This is a genomic window from Streptomyces hygroscopicus (genome assembly GCF_026168105.1).
GTDB lineage: Bacteria > Actinomycetota > Actinomycetes > Streptomycetales > Streptomycetaceae > Streptomyces > Streptomyces hygroscopicus_D.
In genome coordinates this window covers 185,775-205,081 of sequence record NZ_LBMW01000005.1, presented here as the reverse complement: position 1 = coordinate 205,081, position 19,307 = coordinate 185,775, and the positions used below count along the sequence as shown (strand labels likewise).

General features: G+C 70.5%; 15 protein-coding genes and 1 tRNA gene. 8 read left to right on the top strand and 8 right to left on the bottom strand.

All coding sequences use genetic code 11. The features are described from left to right. Window positions 1–6: 6 nt before the first annotated feature. From efeB to AAW14_RS07980, 4 genes are all read left to right on the top strand, one after another. A complete protein-coding gene (efeB, locus tag AAW14_RS07995; protein ID WP_265561360.1) occupies window positions 7–1,320 on the top strand; it encodes an iron uptake transporter deferrochelatase/peroxidase subunit in 1,314 nt (437 codons plus the stop codon). Window positions 1,321–1,395: 75 nt separating this feature from the next. After that, window positions 1,396–2,328, top strand: coding sequence for a prephenate dehydratase (pheA, locus tag AAW14_RS07990; RefSeq protein WP_265561358.1), 933 nt, complete (start codon window positions 1,396–1,398; stop codon window positions 2,326–2,328). Between the two features lie 535 nt (window positions 2,329–2,863). Continuing rightward, on the top strand, window positions 2,864–4,141 hold the full coding sequence (serS, locus tag AAW14_RS07985; protein WP_265561356.1) for a serine--tRNA ligase: 1,278 nt from the start codon (window positions 2,864–2,866) through the stop codon (window positions 4,139–4,141). Beyond that, a complete protein-coding gene (locus tag AAW14_RS07980) occupies window positions 4,138–4,962 on the top strand; it encodes an HAD family hydrolase (RefSeq protein ID WP_265561355.1) in 825 nt (274 codons plus the stop codon). Before serS ends, AAW14_RS07980 begins: the two co-directional genes overlap by 4 nt. 19 nt (window positions 4,963–4,981) lie before the next feature. Here AAW14_RS07980 and AAW14_RS07975 read toward each other — a convergent pair. From AAW14_RS07975 to AAW14_RS07950, 6 genes are all read right to left on the bottom strand, one after another. Then, window positions 4,982–5,085: transfer RNA gene (locus AAW14_RS07975), tRNA-OTHER, on the bottom strand. Window positions 5,086–5,381: 296 nt separating this feature from the next. Continuing rightward, window positions 5,382–5,621 (bottom strand): hypothetical protein, encoded by a 240-nt coding sequence (locus AAW14_RS07970; protein ID WP_265561354.1) that lies wholly within the window; start codon window positions 5,619–5,621, stop codon window positions 5,382–5,384. A gap of 284 nt (window positions 5,622–5,905) precedes the next feature. Further along, the gene (locus AAW14_RS07965) at window positions 5,906–6,625 is read right to left on the bottom strand and encodes an ABC transporter permease (protein WP_265561353.1); all 720 of its coding nucleotides are present in this window, start codon (window positions 6,623–6,625) and stop codon (window positions 5,906–5,908) included. A 10-nt stretch (window positions 6,626–6,635) separates the two neighbouring features. Then, window positions 6,636–7,547 carry an ABC transporter ATP-binding protein gene (locus AAW14_RS07960; protein ID WP_265561352.1) on the bottom strand — a complete coding sequence of 304 codons (912 nt, stop codon included), beginning with the start codon at window positions 7,545–7,547 and terminating at the stop codon, window positions 6,636–6,638. 103 nt (window positions 7,548–7,650) lie between these two features. After that, complete coding sequence (locus AAW14_RS07955) at window positions 7,651–8,559, bottom strand: ABC transporter permease (RefSeq protein WP_265561351.1); 909 nt, start codon at window positions 8,557–8,559, stop codon at window positions 7,651–7,653. Continuing rightward, window positions 8,549–9,511 (bottom strand): ABC transporter ATP-binding protein, encoded by a 963-nt coding sequence (locus tag AAW14_RS07950; RefSeq protein ID WP_265561485.1) that lies wholly within the window; start codon window positions 9,509–9,511, stop codon window positions 8,549–8,551. Before AAW14_RS07950 ends, AAW14_RS07955 begins: the two co-directional genes overlap by 11 nt. Before the next feature lie 282 nt (window positions 9,512–9,793). Between AAW14_RS07950 and AAW14_RS07945 the strand changes: the two genes are divergently transcribed. The 4 genes from AAW14_RS07945 to AAW14_RS07930 all read left to right on the top strand — a co-directional run bounded on the left by AAW14_RS07945 (window position 9,794) and on the right by AAW14_RS07930 (window position 14,523). Continuing rightward, the gene (locus tag AAW14_RS07945; protein ID WP_265561350.1) at window positions 9,794–11,548 is read left to right on the top strand and encodes an SDR family oxidoreductase; all 1,755 of its coding nucleotides are present in this window, start codon (window positions 9,794–9,796) and stop codon (window positions 11,546–11,548) included. A gap of 462 nt (window positions 11,549–12,010) precedes the next feature. Then, window positions 12,011–12,571, top strand: coding sequence for an RNA 2'-phosphotransferase (locus tag AAW14_RS07940; RefSeq protein ID WP_265561348.1), 561 nt, complete (start codon window positions 12,011–12,013; stop codon window positions 12,569–12,571). Between the two features lie 78 nt (window positions 12,572–12,649). Continuing rightward, window positions 12,650–13,552: an LLM class flavin-dependent oxidoreductase gene (locus AAW14_RS07935; protein WP_265561346.1), complete on the top strand. Its 903-nt coding sequence runs from the start codon at window positions 12,650–12,652 to the stop codon at window positions 13,550–13,552. A gap of 101 nt (window positions 13,553–13,653) precedes the next feature. Next, complete coding sequence (locus AAW14_RS07930; RefSeq protein WP_265561345.1) at window positions 13,654–14,523, top strand: HAD hydrolase family protein; 870 nt, start codon at window positions 13,654–13,656, stop codon at window positions 14,521–14,523. Between the two features lie 44 nt (window positions 14,524–14,567). Here the strand turns inward: AAW14_RS07930 and AAW14_RS07925 are convergent, their stop codons facing one another. After that, window positions 14,568–15,641 (bottom strand): peptidoglycan DD-metalloendopeptidase family protein, encoded by a 1,074-nt coding sequence (locus AAW14_RS07925; RefSeq protein WP_265561343.1) that lies wholly within the window; start codon window positions 15,639–15,641, stop codon window positions 14,568–14,570. 128 nt (window positions 15,642–15,769) lie between these two features. Then, window positions 15,770–19,306 carry a thiol reductant ABC exporter subunit CydD gene (gene cydD / locus AAW14_RS07920; RefSeq protein ID WP_265561341.1) on the bottom strand — a complete coding sequence of 1,179 codons (3,537 nt, stop codon included), beginning with the start codon at window positions 19,304–19,306 and terminating at the stop codon, window positions 15,770–15,772. Between the last annotated feature and the right edge of the window lies 1 nt (window position 19,307).

Here is a 19,307-nt window from a genome sequence, read left to right as displayed (position 1 = left end):
CCCACCATGGCTGACCAGACCACGCCGGAAACGACCGCCAAGAGCAACCCTGCCCGGAAGACCCGCACCCCCGGGGACGCCTCTTCCGACGGCCCCTCCTCCCGAAGGGTCGTCTCGCGGCGGCGGCTGCTTGGAACCGCCGGTGCCACCGGGCTCGCGCTGGGTGCCGCGGGCGGGGCCGCCGGATATGCCGCCGCGCCCTCCGAGAAGGCCGCACCCCTGACCTCGCTCGGTGCGGACAGCGTGATGTTTCACGGGAAACATCAACCCGGCATCACCGAAGGCCTTCAGGCCCGTGGCCACCTCGTCGCCTTCGACCTGGCGGCGGGCGCGGGCCGCAAGGAGGCCGCCGCGCTGCTGCGGCGCTGGTCGGCCACCGCCGAGCGGCTGATGGCGGGAGAGGCGGCGGTGCACGACGACACCTACGTTGCCCATGACGCCGGACCGTCCTCCCTGACGATCACCTTCGGCTTCGGAAACAGCTTCTTCTCCCGTACGGGACTGGAGAAGCAGCGCCCCTCCGCCCTGGACCCGCTGCCCGACTTCTCCTCCGACCGCCTCGACAAGTCCCGCAGCGACGGCGACCTCTGGGTGCAGATCGGCGCCAACGACGCGCTCGTCGCCTTCCACGCCCTGCGCGCGATCCAGAAGGACGCAGGCGGCGCGGCCCGGCTCCGCTGGCAGATGAACGGGTTCAACCGCTCGCCGGGCGCGACCGCGCATCCCATGACGGCCCGCAACCTGATGGGCCAGCTCGACGGCACCCGCAATCCGAAGCCGGCCGAGCCCGACTTCGACCAGCGCATCTTCGTGCCCGCGTCCGGCGACCCGGCCTGGATGGCGGGCGGCTCGTACGCCGTCGTACGCCGTATTCGGATGCTCCTCGATGACTGGGAGAAGCTCTCGCCCACGGCCCAGGAGGAGGTCATCGGGCGCCGCAAGTCCGACGGGGCACCGCTGAGCGGCGGTACCGAGACCACCGCGATGGACCTCGAGAAGACCGGCACGGGCGGCCAGCCGGCCGTGCCCATCAACGCGCACGCGCGCATCACCCGGCCCGACCAGAACGGCGGCGCGGCGATGCTCCGCCGCCCGTTCTCCTTCCACGACGGCTTCGACGCGGACGGGACCCCTGATGCGGGTCTGCTGTTCATCTGCTGGCAGGCGGACCCGCTGCGCGGCTTCGTCCCGGTGCAGCGCAAGCTCGACCGCGGCGACGCGCTCTCCCAGTTCATCCGCCACGAGGCGAGCGGCCTGTTCGCGGTGCCGGGCGGAGCGGCAAAGGGGGAGTACGTGGGCCAGCGGCTGCTGGAGGGATGACAGCGGCTTCCCTCGGACGGGTCGCGGTTTCCACAGGTGTCGGCCGAGTCGGCCCGGGCCCATTAGGGTGAGGTCATGCCAGCCAGCTATGCGTATCTCGGCCCCGAGGGCACCTTCACCGAGGTCGCCCTGCGTACGCTGCCGGAGACAGCGACCCGGGAGCTCGTTCCGATGGTGTCGGTGCCGGCGGCGCTGGACGCCGTTCGCAACGGCGAGGCCGAGGCCGCTTTCGTACCGATCGAGAACTCGGTGGAAGGCGGCATCACCACCACGCTCGACGAGCTGGTCGCGGGCGAGCCGCTGATGATCTACCGCGAGGTGCTCCTCTCGATCACCTTCGCGCTGCTGGTCCGGCCCGGCACAAAGCTCTCGGAGATCAAGACGGTCACCGCGCACCCGGCCGCGCAGCCGCAGGTGCGCAACTGGCTTAAGGCCAACCTCCCGGACGCCCTCTGGGAGTCCGCCGCCTCGAACGCGGACGGCGCCCGTCTGGTCCAGGAGGGGCGCTACGACGCAGCGTTCGCGGGTGAGTTCGCCGCCGCGCGTTACGGTCTCAAGGCGCTGGAGACCGGCATCCACGACGCGGAGAATGCGCAGACACGGTTCGTGCTGGTCGGCAGGCCCGCCCGGCCGTCGGCACCCACGGGTGCGGACAAGACCTCCGTCGTCCTGTGGCAGCGCGACGACCATCCCGGTGGGCTGCGCGACCTGCTGGGCGAGTTCGCGGTGCGCGGCGTCAACCTGATGCTGCTGCAGTCACGCCCGACCGGCGCGGGCATCGGGAACTACTGCTTCTGCATCGACGCCGAGGGCCATATCTCGGACCGTCGCGTGGCCGAGGCGCTGATGGGGCTCAAGCGGATCTGTCTGGGGGTGCGGTTCCTGGGCTCGTATCCGCGCGCGGACATCAAGCCGGACGATGTCCGTGTCCCGCCGCCGGGCACTTCGGACGACGAGTTCATGTCAGCCTCCGACTGGGTGGCGCGCTGCCAGGACGGCCGGTTCTAGACTGCTGGCGCCAGGACATCCAGTCCTACCTGCCGATTTTCGTTGTCCACAGAAGTTATCCACAGGTGGGCATCTCGATCTGGGGACAAGTCGACACCATGGCGTCGCGGGGTCGACAAATCTCTCTTCGGATCTCCCGTCCGTCCATCACCGCGTTCCTCACCGTTGTCCACCCGTTTCTTTCGATCAACCCTTTGGAGCGACCCCTTTCCACCCGAAAGTGCGTGTAGTGGTGGTTTGAACCGGGAATTCTCCGCCCCGTGCATCGCTCTGAGAATGATCATTTCCGAAGTCCACAGATCTTCCGCACAGCCTGTGGATAACTCCATGGCGACTGTGGACGCCTGTGGACAAGCGCAACCCAAATCCCGTTCCCCATAAGGAATTCGAGTCAACAAGCCGCCCCCGTATCGCCCCTTCCGGGCGTCAGTACTCCTTTTATTGACACACAGCGTAATTGCCTCATAACGGAAAATTGGCCACGGATGGGAAAACAGAGTCGTGGGCCGGAACTCCGCACCGGTAGCCTTGAGGGGTGATTGACCTTCGCCTGCTCCGTGAGGACCCCGACCGTGTTCGCGCTTCCCAGCGCGCCCGTGGTGAGGACGTCGCGCTCGTCGACGCCCTTCTCTCCGCCGACGAGCGGCGCAGGTCGTCCGGCGTCCGCTTCGACGAGCTCCGTTCCGAGCAGAAGGCGCTCGGCAAGCTGATCCCCAAGGCCTCCGGCGACGAGAAGGCCGAACTGCTGCAGAAGGCGAGCCGGCTCGCCGCCGACGTCAAGGCGGCCGACGCCGAGCAGCACGAGGCCGAGGAGGAGACCCGGCGGCTTCTGGAGCAGCTGGGCAACCTCGTGCACCCGGACGTCCCGGTCGGCGGCGAGGAGGACTTCGTCGTCCTGGAGACGCACGGCACCATCCGCGACTTCGGCGCCGAGGGCTTCGAACCCAAGGACCACCTGGAGCTCGGCGAGGCACTCGGGGCGATCGACGTCGAGCGCGGCGCGAAGGTCTCCGGCTCGCGCTTCTACTACCTGACGGGCGTCGGCGCCCTGCTGGAGCTGGCACTCGTCAACGCGGCGATCGCGAAGGCCGTGGCGGCCGGGTTCACCCCGATGCTGACGCCGGCCCTGGTCCGCCCTCGCGCCATGGAGGGCACCGGCTTCCTCGGCCAGGCCGCCGAGAACGTGTACCACCTGGAGAAGGACGACTTCTACCTGGTCGGCACCTCCGAGGTCCCGCTCGCGGCGTACCACATGGACGAGATCATCGACGCGGAGAAGCTGCCGCTGCGTTACGCCGGCTTCTCGCCGTGCTTCCGCCGCGAGGCGGGCACGTACGGCAAGGACACCCGGGGCATCTTCCGCGTGCACCAGTTCGACAAGGTCGAGATGTTCTCGTTCGTCGACCCGGAGGACGCCGAGAACGAGCACAAGCGGCTCCTCGAGTGGGAGAAGGACTGGCTGAACGCCCTCGAGCTGCCGTTCCAGGTCATCGACGTGGCCACGGGCGACCTCGGCGCCTCCGCGTCGCGTAAGTACGACTGCGAGGCCTGGATCCCGACCCAGGGCAAGTACCGCGAGCTGACCTCGACCTCCAACTGCGACTCATTCCAGGCCCGTCGGCTGTCGGTCCGCATGCGGGACGGCAAGAAGGTCCAGCCGCTCGCGACGCTGAACGGCACGCTGTGCGCCGTACCGCGCACGATCGTGGCGATCCTGGAGAACCACCAGCTGGCCGACGGCTCCGTGCGGGTGCCCGAGATCCTGCGCCCCTACCTGGGCGGCCGGGAGCTGCTGGAGCCCGTGGCCAAGTGACGGCCGAGCCCCCCGGTTTTCCGTACCAGCTGATCGCGACCGACCTCGACGGGACGCTCCTGCGCTCCGACGAGACGGTTTCGGAGCGCACCCGTGCGGCGCTCGCCGCAGCCACCGCGGCGGGCGCCGCGCACATCGTCGTCACCGGACGCGCGGTCCCGTGGACGCGCCCCATCCTCGACGAGCTCGGCTACCAGGGCATAGCGGTGTGCGGTCAGGGAGCGCAGGTGTATGACGCGGGGGAGCACCGGCTGCTGACCTCGCTGACGCTGGACCGGCAGATCGCGGCGCTCGCGCTGGCGAAGATCGAGGCCGAGGTCGGCCCGCTGCTGCTGGCGGTCGGCCGGGACGGGCTGGACGGGGAGGTCCTGGTCGGACCCGGCTACCGGGTCCACGACGGGCCGCTCCCCCACCAGCCGATCAGGGACGCGGCGGATCTGTGGGCGGCGCCGCTGAACAAGGTGTACCTCCAACACCCGTCGCTGGGCGACGACGAGCTGGCCGAGGCGGCGCAGCAGGCCGCCGGCGGACTGGTCGGAGTGACGATGGCCGGCGAGGGGATCGTGGAGATCCTTCCGCTGGGCCTGTCCAAGGCGACGGGACTGTCGCTGGCCGCGCGCCGCCTCGGGATGAAGGCCGCGGACACGATCGCCTTCGGCGACATGCCCAACGACATCCCCATGTTCGCGTGGGCGGCACACGGTGTGGCCATGGCCAACGCCCATGAGGACCTCAAGGCGGTCGCGGACGAGGTGACGCTCTCCCACGAGGAGGACGGCATCGCGGTGGTGCTGGAGCGGTTGCTGGGGCAGGCCGCTTAGCCCTGGCAACAGCATGGTGCGGAGGATGCGCGGATCGAACGCGCGCGGGGGTTGACCCCGACCACGACTTGCTTGTGACGGAGCACTGCGCAAGCCGGTGCCTTACCACTCGGCCAATCCTCCGGGTGGGCGGCCCGCGCGAAGCCAGTCGCGCGCTCGAAGCGGCCGCCCCGGGCAGCTCCCCGTAGGAGCGGGCTCGACGGAGGGGTAACTACTCCGGAGACCGCCGCGGGCCGCCCTGTCGGGAGCTCGACGGACTGCCGTGCATGGACATCGCCCAGCTCCTCTCCCAGAACGTGGCGCCGGCTCGGCCCGGCGTCGTGGACACCACTGTGCCCGTCAGCCGAATCGGACGCCACCGAATAAAACGCACCCGCATCGCGGAGCGAACGACGCTGCCGTCACCGCATGTCCGACCGCTACCGGCGGCGCCACCTGCGGCGGCGGGCCTTGCTGAAGAACCAGCCGGCGGGCGGTTCGTCGGAGCGCCAGGGCTGAGGACCGGGCGCCTCATTGCGCCAGCGGGCGGACAGCATCCGGGCGCGCGCGGACGGCTCGGTGGTGGACGCGGACCGTATGAAGTCCTCGTCGAACACGACGTCGTCCCAGGCGTCCCCCGCCTCGCCCGCGCCGTCGCCCCGTGGTGCCTCCGCTGCCATCCCCGGTCCCTTCCGCTGCGCATCCCCTCTGCCCAGTGTGCCCGGGCAGATGTGAAGCCGCTGTCAAAAATGCCTTCGAAAAAGCAAGAAGAGAGACCCGGTTCCTTCTCCGCCCGCGGGTGCGGTCCGTTTCCGGCCCGCACCCGCACGGCATCCCTGCCGAAGCCCTGCGGGGACGACGGTCACTCCACCCCGCTGGGACGAGGGTCACTCCACGCCCGCCGGGACGACGGTCACTCCACCCCGCTGGGACGAGGGTCACCCCTCGCCCGCCGGGACGACGGTCACTCCTCGCCCGCGAGTGTCAGCGCCCGCAGCTTCTGGCCCGCGTACCAGGTCGCGGCCACGGTCACTGCGATCAACAGCACGGTCGCGGTGGGCAGCCCCACGTCCGAGGTGACGAGCGAGCTGGCGGAGACCTTGTGCGCCACGGCGAGCGCCCACTGCTGAACGCTGAGCGTGCGCGCCCCGGAGACCAGCGAGCCGAAGAGCGCCTCCCAGACCAGTGCGTAGACCAGGCCGAAGACCACCGCGTGCCGGCTGACCGTGCCGAGCAGCAGGAACAGCGCGGCGTACGCGATCGAGGCGACCAGCGCCGCCACGGTGTACGCGACCGCGATCTGCTGGCCGTTGCCGTTGAGGATCATGCCCGCGATGAACGTCGGCAGAGCCGAGAACGCCATGGTGACCGCGATGGCGACGATCAGCTTGGTGAAGATGATCGTGGGCCGTTTCACCGGCTTGGCCAGCAGGTACACCACCGAGCCGTCGTCGATCTCGGGCCCGATGGCGCCGGTGCCCGCGATGACACCGATGATCGGCACCATCGTGGCGAGCGCGAAGCCGCCGAGGACGTCGTGGGCCACCTGGTCGTCGGCGCCGGTCAGCGCGCGAACGACCGCGGAGATCACGATCAGCAGCACGGGCAGCGCACCGAGGATGAGCGCCCGCCGGCGGCCGAGCAGGCCCCGGTAGGTGAGCCGGGCGACTGTGGGGTCGTACATCTTCGGCCTCCTACGCCGCGACCAGATACGAGAAGACGGACTCGAGGGACTCGTCCGACGGCGACACGGTGAGCAGCCGGATGCCGTGCTCGCGCGCGACCTTCGGCAACAGGGCAGTGAACCGGCCGAAGTCGACCGCCTGGATGAGCAATGCGCCCTCGGCGAGGTCGACTTCGATGCCGGAGGTCGACGGGTCGGCGATCAGCGCGGCCGCGAGCGTCCGGTCGTCGCTGGAGCGCACCAGGTAGCGGTGCGGGCGGTCGGTCATCAGGCGGCGGATCTTGCGGAAGTCGCCACTCGCCGCGTGGCGTCCGGCGACGATCACCTCGATGTGGGCGGCGAGCTGCTCGACCTCCTCGAGGATGTGGGACGAGAACAGCACAGTGCATCCCTCGGCGCCCATCCGCTTCAGCAGCTCCATGAGCTGCATGCGCTGGCGCGGGTCCATCCCGTTGAACGGCTCGTCGAGCAGCAGCAGGGACGGGTCGTGCACCAGGGCGGACGCCATCTTCACGCGCTGCCGCATGCCCTTGGAGTACGTGGAGATCTTCCGGTCCTGTGCGTACTCCATCTCGACCGTGGCGAGCGCCCGCGCGGCGGCCTTCGCGCCCAGTCCGTGCAACTCGGCGTTGGCGACGACGAATTCGCGCCCCGTGAGGAAGTCGTACATCGCCTCGCGCTCGGGGACGATGCCGATCTGCCGGTAGATCTCCTCGTTGCGCCACACGGGCTGGCCGTCGAGGGTGACGGTACCGGTGGAGGGAGCGAGGAAGCCGCCCATCATGTTGATGAGGGTGGACTTCCCGGCTCCGTTCGGGCCGAGCAGGCCGGTGACACCGGGGCCCACGGTCATGGTGATGTCGTTGACGGCGACGACGTTGCCGAACCAGCGCGAGACGTGGTCGATGGAAAGCGTGCTCATGGGCGCAGCCCATTCCTTGGAAGGGTGGTGGCGGGCGACGGGATCAGGAGGGGCGGCGCGGAGCGCCTCATCAGAAGGGTGGTGGCGGGCGACGGGCGGGAGGTCACAGTCCGGCCTTTCGGTAGCGGCGCATCAGCAGGCCGTGGCTGCCCGCGATGAGTCCCAGGACGACGAGGAGGAAGACGACTCCCTGTGCGGACGAGGGACCGTGCCCTCCGGGGAAGGAGGAGGACGCGCCGAGGAACGCGGTCTGCACTCCGTCGATGAGCGTGACGGGGGAGAACAGTCCCATCCACACCAGCGCCGTGGAGTCGGCCGCGTGCACATGGGCGATGGCCTGGATTGTGGAGACGGCGCCGTAGGAGATGGTCAGCACCGCGATGACGGCCGCGATGCCGAAGCCGCGCCGGGGCGTGGCCGCCGCGATGACCAGGCTGATGCCGGAGAACAGCAGGGAGAGCAGTGCCACGGAGACCAGCCCCTCGGCGAATCCCTTCGTCTGGTGGGCGAAGTCCAGTTTGGAGAGCAGCGCACCCACGTAGAGGACGATCAGGGGCGCGGCCGTCAGGATGAACATCGCCGACGCCAGGGCCGCGTACTTGGCGCGGACGTAGTCGGCGGTCTCGATGGGGCGCGAGAAGTACAGCGGCACCGTCTTGAAGCGCAGGTCGCGGGAGACCGACTGGGGCGCCTGCGACGCGACGTACAGACCGATGACGGCCTGCATGATGATCGCGTAGCGCGTGTACTCGACGGGCAGATCCTTCGCCTTGGTGGCGACCGCGACCGCGACCATGATCAGCGCGGGCACGCACATCACCACGAACAGCAGCATCGGCAGCACCTTGGACTTCACCGAGCGGCCGAGGCCGTAGGCGCCGCGCAGGGACTGCGAGTACAGCGACCGGCGGGCGTAGGCACGGCCCAGGCGCGGGCCGTCGTACGAGCGGTAGCCGATGTTGTGGATCCGGGTCTGCTCGGCCTCGCGGGCCGTGGGCTGCTCAACCGCCATGGCCGACCGCCTCCTTCCGCTGCGCGTCGCTCTCCTTGAAGACCTCCGCGATGTGGTGCCTGCGCTGCTCCATGCGGACCAGGCCGAGGCCCAGGTCGGCGACAACGTCCCGGACGAGGTCGTACGTCTGCTCGCCCTCTGCGGTCACGAGCAGGATGCGACCGGCTCCCGGCAGTCCGCTGCCGTCCTGTGCGGTCAGCCCGCGCGCGTGGAGCGCGTCGCGCACCGCGCTGGTGCCGTCCGGGTGCTCGTCGGTGTCGGTGACCTCGATCGCGAGGGTCGTGGTGGTCTGGGTGAAGTCCAGGGTGGAGCTGGACCGCAGGAGCTTGCCGCCGTCGATGACGACGACATGGTCACAGGTGCGTTCCAGCTCGCCGAGCAGATGGGAGGTGACCAGCACCGAGATGCCGAAGTCCGTGTGGATGCGGCGGATCAGGCCGAGCATCTCGTCGCGGCCGACCGGGTCGAGGCCGTTGGTCGGCTCGTCCAGGAAAACCAGCTGCGGGTCGTGGACCAGGGCCTGGGCGAGCTTCACACGTTGCTTCATGCCGGTCGAGTAGCCGCCGATGGGACGGTAGCGCTCCTCGTACAGGCCGACGTGGCGCAGGGTGTCCGCGGTGCGCTCGCGAGCGGCCGCCGGAGGCAGTCCGGACATGCGCGCCATGTGGACCACGAACTCGGTGGCCGACACGTCGGGCGGCAGACAGTCGTGCTCCGGCATGTACCCGACGCGTTCCCGGATGGCGCCGCCCTTGGTGGCGACGTCGAGTCCGAGCACCTCGGCGCGGCCCTCGGTGGCGGGGGACAGACCCAGCAGGATCTTGATCAGTGTGGACTTGCCGGCTCCGTTGGCACCGACGAGCCCCGTCACACCGGGTTCGACGTCCACGGAAAGCCGGTCAAGCGCGGTCACCCTCGGGTACCGCTTGCTCAGGCTCTCGGTCGCGATCACAGTCACGTCGTCGACGGTAGTGAGGCAGGCCACTGCCGTCGTCAGACCGCAGAGCGGGATACGCGTCAGACTCCAGTCGTACGGGCCCGTAGGGGTCACCCCAGAGGCCGACCTTCCCCGATGCCATGCAGGCCGTGTTGTCCACATTGCCGTGGTTGTCCACAGCCGCGGCGTTCCCTGTTGACGCAGCCTCTAACAACTGCCACATTCGCCGGTGTCATGTTGCCGACACGTAGTGCGGTCGGGTCGACGGTCGGGACGGTCCTGCTCGAGGGAGGACGTGTGAGTCTCACGGGGGCGCGGGAGCGCCGGGTGCGGACGGGTGGAATCGAGCTCTGTGTCGCCGAGTTGGGAGATCCCGGGCGGCCGACGGTGGTGCTCGTGCACGGCTACCCCGACAGCAAGGAGGTCTGGTCGGAGGTGGCCACGCGCCTTGCCGACCGGTTCCACGTCGTGCTGTACGACGTCCGCGGCCACGGCCGGTCGACGGCGCCGAAGCCGCTGCGCGGCGGCTTCACGCTGGAGAAGCTGACGGACGACTTCCTGGCGGTCGTGGAGGCGGTCAGCCCGGACCGGCCGGTGCATCTGGTGGGGCACGACTGGGGCTCGATCCAGTCCTGGGAGTTCGTCACCGTCCGGCGCACCGAGGGCCGGATCGCGTCCTTCACCTCGATGTCGGGACCGTCCCTGGACCACTTCGGGCACTGGATCAAGCAGCGGATGCGCAGGCCCACCCCGCGCCGAGTGGGCCAACTGCTGGGCCAGGGCGCCAAGTCCTGGTACGTGTACCTGCTGCACACGCCGGTTCTGCCGGAACTCGCCTGGCGCGGTCCCCTCGGCAGGCGCTGGCCCGCTCTCCTCGAGCGCGTCGAGAAGGTCACCGGTGACGGCTATCCGGCCCCGTCGCTGCCCACGGACGCGGCCCACGGCGCCTGGCTGTACCGCGACAACGTACGGTCCCGGCTGAGCCACCCCCGCCCCGACGCTTACGCACACGTACCCGTGCAGCTCATCACGCCCCTCGGGGACGCGTTCCTGTCGGAGCGGCTCTACGACGGACTGGAGCGGTGGGCTCCGCGGCTGACCCGCCGCACTCTGCCCGACAAGCACTGGATCCCGCGCACCCGGCCCGACCAACTGGGCGCCTGGATCACCGAGTTCGTGACCACGGTCGAGAGCGGCCGACCGGTGCCGGTGACCGACAGGCGGTACGCGGACCGGTTCGGCGGACAACTCGTGCTGGTCACCGGCGCGGCAGGCGGCATCGGGCGGGCCACGGCTCTGGCCTTCGCCGAGGCCGGCGCGCGCGTGGTGGCCGTCGACCGGGACACGGAGGGCGCGGCCCGTACGGCGAGGCAGGCTCGGCTGACCGGCGCCCCCGAGGCCTGGGCCGAGACGGCCGACGTCTCGGACGAGCAGGCCATGGAGAAGCTCGCCGAGAAGGTCGCCACCGAGTACGGGGTGGTGGACGTACTGGTCAACAACGCGGGGATCGGTCTGTCGGGGTCCTTCCTCGACACGACCACCGAGGACTGGCGGAGGGTCCTCGACGTCAATCTCTGGGGCGTCATCCACGGCTGCCGGCTCTTCGGCAAGCAGATGGCCGACCGCGGACAGGGCGGCCACATCGTCAACACCGCGTCCGCGGCTGCGTATCTGCCCTCGAGGGCGCTGCCTGCCTACAGCACCTCCAAGGCGGCGGTCCTGATGCTCAGCGAGTGCCTGCGCGCGGAGTTGGCCGGGAAGGGCATCGGGGTGTCGGCGATCTGCCCCGGTCTCGTCAACACCGACATCACGTCGACCGCGCGCTTCACCGGCATGGACGCGGAGGAGGAGAAGCGACGGCAGCGGCGGGCGGCGCGGCTGTACGGCCTGCGGGGATATCCGCCGGAGAAGGTCGCCGACGCGATCCTGCGGGCCGTCGTGCGCAACCAGGCCGTCGTGCCGGTCACTGCGGAGGCGCGCGGCGCGCACCTCATGTCCCGTTTCGCACCGAGGGCGTTGCGTGCGATCGCGCGATGGAAGCCGCCCATGTAAGCAGAGTTGACGTCTCGTCACTTTTCGGAAGCCAAGGTCGTCTCACGCGGATGCGAACAATGCGACCGATGCGACCGGCCAGCTCGATTTTGAAGGGTCGTGCTTCGTCCGGACCCCAAGTCAGCGCGGTGAAACGTCACTTCACAGGGCGAGATCCCGAGCTGGAGACGTTTCGGGTCTCGATGCAGGTGAAGGTGATCTAAAGTGGCCGTGAAGGCCAGTTGAATACGCAGCACTGGCCAGTACCACTCGCGCCACCCATGAACACGCCTGCCTGCGGCTTCCTTTTGAGTGGATCACCAATCCTGCGCAAAGCACGCTTAGTTGGCTAACAACACAAAGCGGGCGGCTTGTTGTCCACAGAATCGCCAAGTCCCCTGTGGATAACCGCACTTGGTTGTGGATCAAACATCCGGAGCAAAATCATATGCGTGATCCGCATCTCTCCCGCACGCTGGACACATGACGGAAAGGTACGACGAGAGACGCACCGTGAAGGTGTCGAAGTACCTCTCGAAACATCTGCGGCACCAGCCGGAGCGCATCGGCCTCACCCTCGACGAGGGCGGCTGGGTGGAGATCGACACGCTGCTCGCGGCGGCGGCCGCGCACGGCTTCAGGATCACACGCGACGAGCTGGACCATGTGGTCGCCGCCAATGACAAGAAGCGCTTCGCGATCCAGGGCACCCGCATCCGCGCCAGCCAGGGCCACACCATCGACGTGGAGCTCGGACTGCCCCCGGCCACCCCGCCCGCGTACCTCTACCACGGAACCGTGGCCCGCAATCTGGACGCGATCCGCGAGGAGGGCCTCAGGCCCATGAGCCGGCATGACGTGCACCTCTCGCCGGACCGCGAGACCGCGACCCGTGTCGGAGCCCGCCGCGGACGTCCGATCGTCCTGGCGGTGGACGCCGGAGCCATGTACCGCGACGGCCATGTCTTCCATGTCAGCGCGAACGGGGTGTGGCTCACCAAGGCCGTACCACCGCAGTACCTGCGCTTTCCGGGTCCGCACTGACCCCCCGCCTGCGATTCCCGGTCCGTTGTGATCACGTCGGGGACGCGACCACGCTTCGCCTCCGCTTACGCTCGATGCATGAGTCTGCGTCTGAGCACCGTGATCCTGCCGTACGTCCGCTGGCACGAGGGCGGGCGTTCCGCCTGGCAGCGTGCGGAGCAGCTCGGCTTCCACACCGCGTTCACCTACGACCACCTGTCGTGGCGGTCCTTCCGCGACGGCCCCTGGTTCGGCGCCGTGCCGACGCTCACGGCCGCGGCCGCCGTCACCGACCAGCTGCGCCTCGGCACCCTGGTGACCTCGCCCAACTTCCGGCACCCGGTCACCCTCGCCAAGGAGCTGATCTCCCTCGAAGACATCTCCGGCGGCAGGATCACGCTGGGCATCGGCGCGGGCGGCACCGGCTTCGACGCCACCGCGCTCGGCCAGGAGCCCTGGACGCCGCGCGAGCGCGCCGACCGGTTCGCCGAGTTCGTGAGGCTGCTCGACCGCCTGCTCACCGAGGACTCCGTCTCGTACGAGGGCGACCACTACTCCGCGCACGAGGCCCGCAACATCCCCGGCTGTGTGCAGCGCCCCCGGCTGCCGTTCGCGGTGGCCGCGACCGGGCCGCGCGGCCTCAGGCTCGCCGCCCAGTACGGTCGGGCATGGGTGACCACCGGCGATCCGAAGCTGTACGAGACCGGCACCCCCGAGCAGTCGCTGCGGGCCCTGCGCGCGCAGACCGAGAAGCTGGCCGACGCGTGCGCCGAGATCGGGCGCGACGTGTCCGGCCTCGACAAGATCTTTCTCACCGGTTTCACCCCGGACCGCGGTCGTCCGCTGGAGTCCCTCGACGCGTTTGTCGACTTCGCCGGCCGGTACGCGGAGCTGGGCTTCACCGACCTCGTGATCCACTGGCCCATTCCCGATTCCGAGTTCGCGGCCGACGCGAAGGTCTTCGAACAGATCGCCATGGAGGCCCCGGCCCAGCTGGCCTGAGCAACGGGGCACGGGGCGTGACGGCGCTGGTGAGCAGCGTCACCACTCACCTGTGCCATCTCTCGCACGGCCGTGCGGGCATATGCGCCAGAATGAGGCCCGTGACCTCAGCGACCAGACAGCCCGAGACCCCTGCCGCCACCGTTCCGCCCCGGCTGATCGCGACAGACCTCGACGGCACTCTCCTGCGCGACGACAAGTCGGTCTCCGAGCGCACGGTCGCCGCACTGGCCGCCGCGGAGGAGGCCGGCATCGAAGTGTTCTTCGTCACGGGGCGTCCGGCCCGCTGGATGGACGTCGTCAGCGACCATGTCCACGGTCATGGGCTGGCGATCTGCGGCAATGGCGCCGCCGTGGTCGACCTGCACGGCGGCCCGGGCACCCACCGCTTCGTCAAGGTCCGGGAACTGACCAGGGACAACGCACTCGACGCCGTACGACTGCTGCGGGACGCCGCACCCGGCACGGTGTACGCCGTCGAGCAGACGTACGGCTTCTACCAGGAGCCGGCCTACCCGAAGCTGCACATGGAGATCCCGGACCTCCTCGCGCCCGCCGAGGAGCTGCTGGCGCCGGACGCCCCCGGCGCCCACGAGCCGGTCCTCAAGATCCTCGCCTACCACCCGGAGCTGGACCCGGACGCCTTCCTCACCCTGGCCCGGCTCGCCGTAGGAGACCGCGCGAACATCACCCGGTCCAGCCCCAGTGCCCTGCTCGAGATCAGCGGCCCCGGCGTCTCCAAGGCGAGCACGCTCGCGCTGTGCTGCGCCGAGCGGGGCATCTCCCACGAGGAGGTCGTCGCCTTCGGGGACATGCCCAATGACGTGGAGATGCTCACCTGGGCGGGTCAGTCGTACGCGATGGGCAACGCGCACCCGGACGTGGTGGCCGCGGCCTCCGGCCGGACGGTCGCCAACAACGAGGACGGGGTGGCCGTGGTGATCGAGCACATCCTCGCGGAACGGGCGTAGGCCACGACCGGAGCCGGCGCGCGGCGGCCCGGCAGAGCGTGCCGTCACTTGGACACCGGCCCCCGCACCTGTACGCCCCGGGCCGTCAGCCATGGCACCGGATCGATGCTGGACTCCAGGTCCTCGGTGGTCCGCACCTCGAAGTGCAGGTGCGGGCCGGTCGAGTTGCCCGTGGTGCCCGACTGGGCGATCCACTGTCCTGGGGTCACCCGTTCGCCCTGGTCGACGGTGACGGCGGCCAGATGGGCGTACTGGGTGCAGTAACCGCCCGGATGCCGGATGACGATCTGGATCCCGAACGCGCCCCCGCACTCCACCTTCACGACCTTGCCCGCCCCGACCGCCCGCACCGGCGTCCCGATCGGCACCGCGAAGTCCTGGCCGGTGTGCCGGTTCGCCCAGTGGTCGCCGCCACTGCCGAATCCGGCCGACAGGCGGTAGGTCTCCACCGGCGCGACCCAGGTCCGGGTGGTCTTCGCGCGGGGCCGGCCCAGTCGTACGGCGCCCTGGCACGAGCCCGCGGCGGCTGACTCGTCGGCCCGGCCCTGCAGTACCTGCCGTGCCTCCTCCAGCTGCGTCTGGAGGGTGCGCTGCTTCCCGGCCAGTTCACCGTTCCGTTTCTCCAGGGCCCGCCACTGCGCGGACGCCCGTGCCTCGTCCACGGCCAGCCGGGCCTGGGCCCCCAGACTCTTCACGACCGCGTGCTCCACGGCGAGATCCGCCTGCTCATGCACGTGCTCACTTCGCATCAGTTCTTCGGGGGTGCCCGAGAACAGGGTCCGCGCGGTGCACGGCAACCCGCCGCCCTGGCGGTACTGGGCGCGCGCGATCCGGCCCAGATCCTTGCGCAGGACCGCGACGCGCCTCCGCTCCCGTGACAGCAGCCGACCGGACCGCAGCGCCTTGGCGCGCTGCTTCGCGGCCTCCCGGCGCCCCGCGTCGTACCTCCGTGTCACCGCGCCGGCATCCTCGGACAGCCGCGCCACCCGAGCGCTGACGCCGGAGTCCGTCTCACCGCCGCCCGCCCCGCTCTCGGCCGCCGTGGGGCGCGCCAGGAACACCGCGAGCGCGCACAGGAGCAGCGGAACGAACAGGGAGCTGCCGCGAGATGAGCCCATGTCAGCGAGCATGACGCGCGGCGGGGACCATGGTCCTGTTCGCGTCGTACGGATGGGGTAACGGGCGACCACGGATGGCCCATGCCGTCCCCCATCCGATGGGAACTCCGGTCCCACGTCGAGGTGTCCTATGCGCCCGCGAAGGTGCCGGCCGGCGGCCCCGCGTCTCGCGCCGGGCCTCCCAGCAGATCCCCGCGGGCCTCCCGCTCCGCCATCTCACGCAACGGCCCGTCCACCGCCGCGAGTTCCGCGTAGGGGCCCCGCTGGGCCACCCGGCCGTCCGCGAGCACGATCACCTCGTCGACCGCTTCAAGACCGGCCAGCCGATGAGTGATCAGCAGCGTCGTACGGCCTTCCGTGGCGGCCAGCAGGTCCGCCGTGAGCGCGTCCGCCGTCGGCAGGTCGAGGTGCTCCGCGGGCTCGTCGAGGACGAGGACGGGGAAGTCGGCCAGCAGGGCACGGGCCAGCGCGAGCCGCTGCCGCTGGCCGCCGGACAGCCGTGCGCCATGCTCGCCGATCAGCGTGTCGAGACCGTCGGGCAGCCCGTCGGCCCAGTCGAGGAGCCGCGCCCGCGCGAGCGCGTCACGCAGTTCCCCCTCACTCGCGTTCTTCCGCGCCAGCAGCAGGTTCTCCCGAACCGAACTGTCGAAGAGATGCGCGTCCTGCGCGCACAGCCCGACCAGACGTCGTACGTCGTCGCCGTCGAGCGCGTACGCGTCCGCGCCGCCCAGCGTGTAGGAGCCCTTGGCCGCGTCCAGGAACCGCAGCAGTACCTGCGCGAGCGTCGTCTTGCCCGCACCCGAGGGCCCGACCACGGCGATTCTGCGGCCCTGTTCCAGAGTGAGGCCGAACCCGGTGAGGGCGTCCCGCCGCTGACCGTCGTGACGCGCCACCAGCCCTTCCAGGACGAGCGGGAAGGGCGACACGGGAGCCCGCCGCGGCCGCTCCGGTTCACGTACGGGCTCGCGGGCGTCCAGCACCTCGTACACACGCTCGGCGCTCCTGCGCACCCGCTGCCGGTGCTGCACGGCCGACGGCATTCCCAGAACCGCCTCGAAGGCGGCCAGCGGAGTGAGCACCACGACCGCCATGGCAACGCCTCCGAGCCGTCCGTCGGCAACGGCCTGCGCGCCCACGAGGGCGGCAGCCGCGACGGTCAGCCCGGTGACGAGCGCGGCGAGCCCGTCACCGAGGGCGGTGGCGGTGGCGGCCCGGGAGGCGATGCGGGTGAGCACGCCGTCGGCCCGCCGAGCCTCGTCGGTCCGCGCGGGCAGGGCCCCGGCGACCGCCAACTCGGCCGTCCCGGTGAGCAGGTCCGTCACCCGGGTCGCCAGCACGCCACGGGCGGGCGCCAGCCTCCGCTCCGCGCGGCGCGCCACGGCACCGGTCACCAGGGGCACCCCGGCCCCGGCCGCGAGCAGCCCTGTGGCGAGGACCGCACCGGCCTCGGGCAGCAGCCATGCGGTGAAGCTGATGGATGCGGCCGACACGAGGAGCGCGGCGCCGGCCGGCAGCAGCCAGCGCAGCCAGTAGTCCTGCAGTGCGTCCACGTCGGCGACCAGCCGCGACAGCAGATCACCGCGCCGGGTCGTACGCAGCCCGGCCGGTGCCAGGCGCTCCAGGCGCCGGTAGACCCCAACCCGCGTGTCGGCCAGCATCCGCAGCACGGCGTCGTGCGACACGAGCCGCTCCGCGTACCGGAACACCGCCCGCCCGATCCCGAACGTCCGTGTCGCCGTCACGGCGACCATCAAATACAGCACGGGGGGCTGCTGGGAGGCCCTCGAGATCAGCCAGCCGGAGGTGGCCATCAACCCCACGGCGCTGCCGACCGCGAGAGCGCCCAGCAACAGGGCGAGAACGAGCCGACCGCGGCGGGGACCGGCCATGGCGCGGACGCGGCTGAGCACGTCGCCGCGGTTCGCGGGGGAGTGGACGGAGGTCCGCCCCTGAGGGGGCGGTGACGCGTCCGGCATCCCGTCGCTCGGCGAGGCAGCGGCTGGAGCCTGCGGGGTATCGCTCGTCGTGGCGTGTTCCTCGGCGTCCAGCCGGATGACCCGGTCCGCCACCCCGAGCAGCGCGGGCCGGTGCACAACCAGCAGCACCGTCCGCCCGACCGCCAGCCGGCCCACCGCGTCCACGACCTCCGCCTCGGTCGCCCCGTCCAGAGACGCCGTCGGCTCGTCGAGCAGCAGCACCGGACGGTCGGCGAGGAACGCGCGTGCCAGGGCGAGCCGTTGCCGCTGACCGGCCGACAGCCCCGTGCCGTCCTCGCCGAGCACCGTGTCGGCCCCGGCGGGCAGCGCCTCCACGAACTTCAGCGCCCCGGCGTCGGCCAGTGCCCTCCGTACCGACGCGTCGTCCGCCTCCGGCCGCGCAAGCCGTACGTTCTCGGCGATGCTGACCGCGTACAGATGCGGCCGCTGCGACACCCAGGCGATCCTCGAGCGCCACTCCTCCAGATCGGCCGAGGCGAGATCGACTCCCCCGACCCGTACCCGTCCCCCGGTGGGCTGCACGAACCCCAGCAGGACGTTCAACAGAGTCGACTTGCCCGCGCCGCTCGGTCCGACGAGGGCGACCGTCTCACCGGGTACGACCGTCAGCGTGACCTCGGACAACGCGTCGGACGAGCGACCGGGGTAGCGCACGGTCACGTCCTCGAAGGCGATCTCCCCCTCCGGCAGGCGCCGAGTGCCGGAGGCCGGCACCGGCGTCTCCAGCACCGCGAAGATCTCCTCGGCGGCGGAGAGGCCTTCCGCTGCCGCGTGGTACTGCGCGCCCACCTGCCGCAGCGGCAGATACGCCTCCGGCGCGAGGACGAGGATGACGAGCCCGGTGTACAGGTCCAGGTCGCCATGGACGAGCCGCATGCCGATCGTCACCGCGACGAGTGCGACCGAGATCGTGGCCAGCAGCTCCAGCGCGAAGGACGACAGAAAGGCGATGCGCAGCGTCCGCATGGTCGCCTGCCGGTACGCGCCGGTGATCCGCTTGATGGACTCGACCTGTGCCTTGGCTCGTCCGAAGACCTTGAGGGTCGGCAGTCCGGCGACCACGTCGAGGAAGTGCCCGGACAGCCGGGACAGCAGCCGCCACTGACGGTCCATCTGGGAGCGGGTGGCCCAGCCGATCAGCACCATGAAGAGCGGGATCAGCGGCAGCGTGCCGACGATGATCGCCGCCGACACCCAGTCCTCGGTCACGATCCGCGCAAGCACCGCCACCGGTACGACGACGGCGAGCCCCAGCTGCGGCAGATAGCGCGAGAAGTAGTCATCGAGGGCGTCGACTCCCCGCGTGACCAGGGCCACCAGCGAACCCGTCCGCTGTGTGCCCAGCCATCCGGGACCGAGTGCCCCCGCCCGCTCCAGCAGCCGCCCCCGCAGCTCGGACTTCACCGCCGCGCTCGCCCGGTGAGCGGCGAGTTCGGTGAGCCATGAGACCAACGCGCGGCCGACCGCCACGGTCAGCAGGAGCAGCAGCGGCGTGCGCAGTTCACCGGCCGACTGATGGTGCTGGAAGGCGCCGACCACCACCTCGGCGATCAGCATCGCCTGGGCGATGACCAGTGCCGCGCCCACGGAGCCCAGGGCCACGACCGACCCGAGGAAGAGGCGGGTGGCGCGGGCGTGGCGGAGCAGTCGTGGATCGATCGGTTTCACG

Coding starts and splice junctions, on each gene's coding strand:
- AAW14_RS07925 (WP_265561343.1), bottom strand. CDS start 15,641: ATGGGCTCATCTCGCGGCAGCTCCCTGTTCGTTCCGCTGCTCCTGTGC.
- AAW14_RS07965 (WP_265561353.1), bottom strand. CDS start 6,625: ATGTACGACCCCACAGTCGCCCGGCTCACCTACCGGGGCCTGCTCGGC.
- pheA (WP_265561358.1), top strand. CDS start 1,396: ATGCCAGCCAGCTATGCGTATCTCGGCCCCGAGGGCACCTTCACCGAG.
- AAW14_RS07940 (WP_265561348.1), top strand. CDS start 12,011: ATGACGGAAAGGTACGACGAGAGACGCACCGTGAAGGTGTCGAAGTAC.
- AAW14_RS07960 (WP_265561352.1), bottom strand. CDS start 7,547: ATGAGCACGCTTTCCATCGACCACGTCTCGCGCTGGTTCGGCAACGTC.
- AAW14_RS07935 (WP_265561346.1), top strand. CDS start 12,650: ATGAGTCTGCGTCTGAGCACCGTGATCCTGCCGTACGTCCGCTGGCAC.
- efeB (WP_265561360.1), top strand. CDS start 7: ATGGCTGACCAGACCACGCCGGAAACGACCGCCAAGAGCAACCCTGCC.
- AAW14_RS07955 (WP_265561351.1), bottom strand. CDS start 8,559: ATGGCGGTTGAGCAGCCCACGGCCCGCGAGGCCGAGCAGACCCGGATC.
- AAW14_RS07970 (WP_265561354.1), bottom strand. CDS start 5,621: ATGGCAGCGGAGGCACCACGGGGCGACGGCGCGGGCGAGGCGGGGGAC.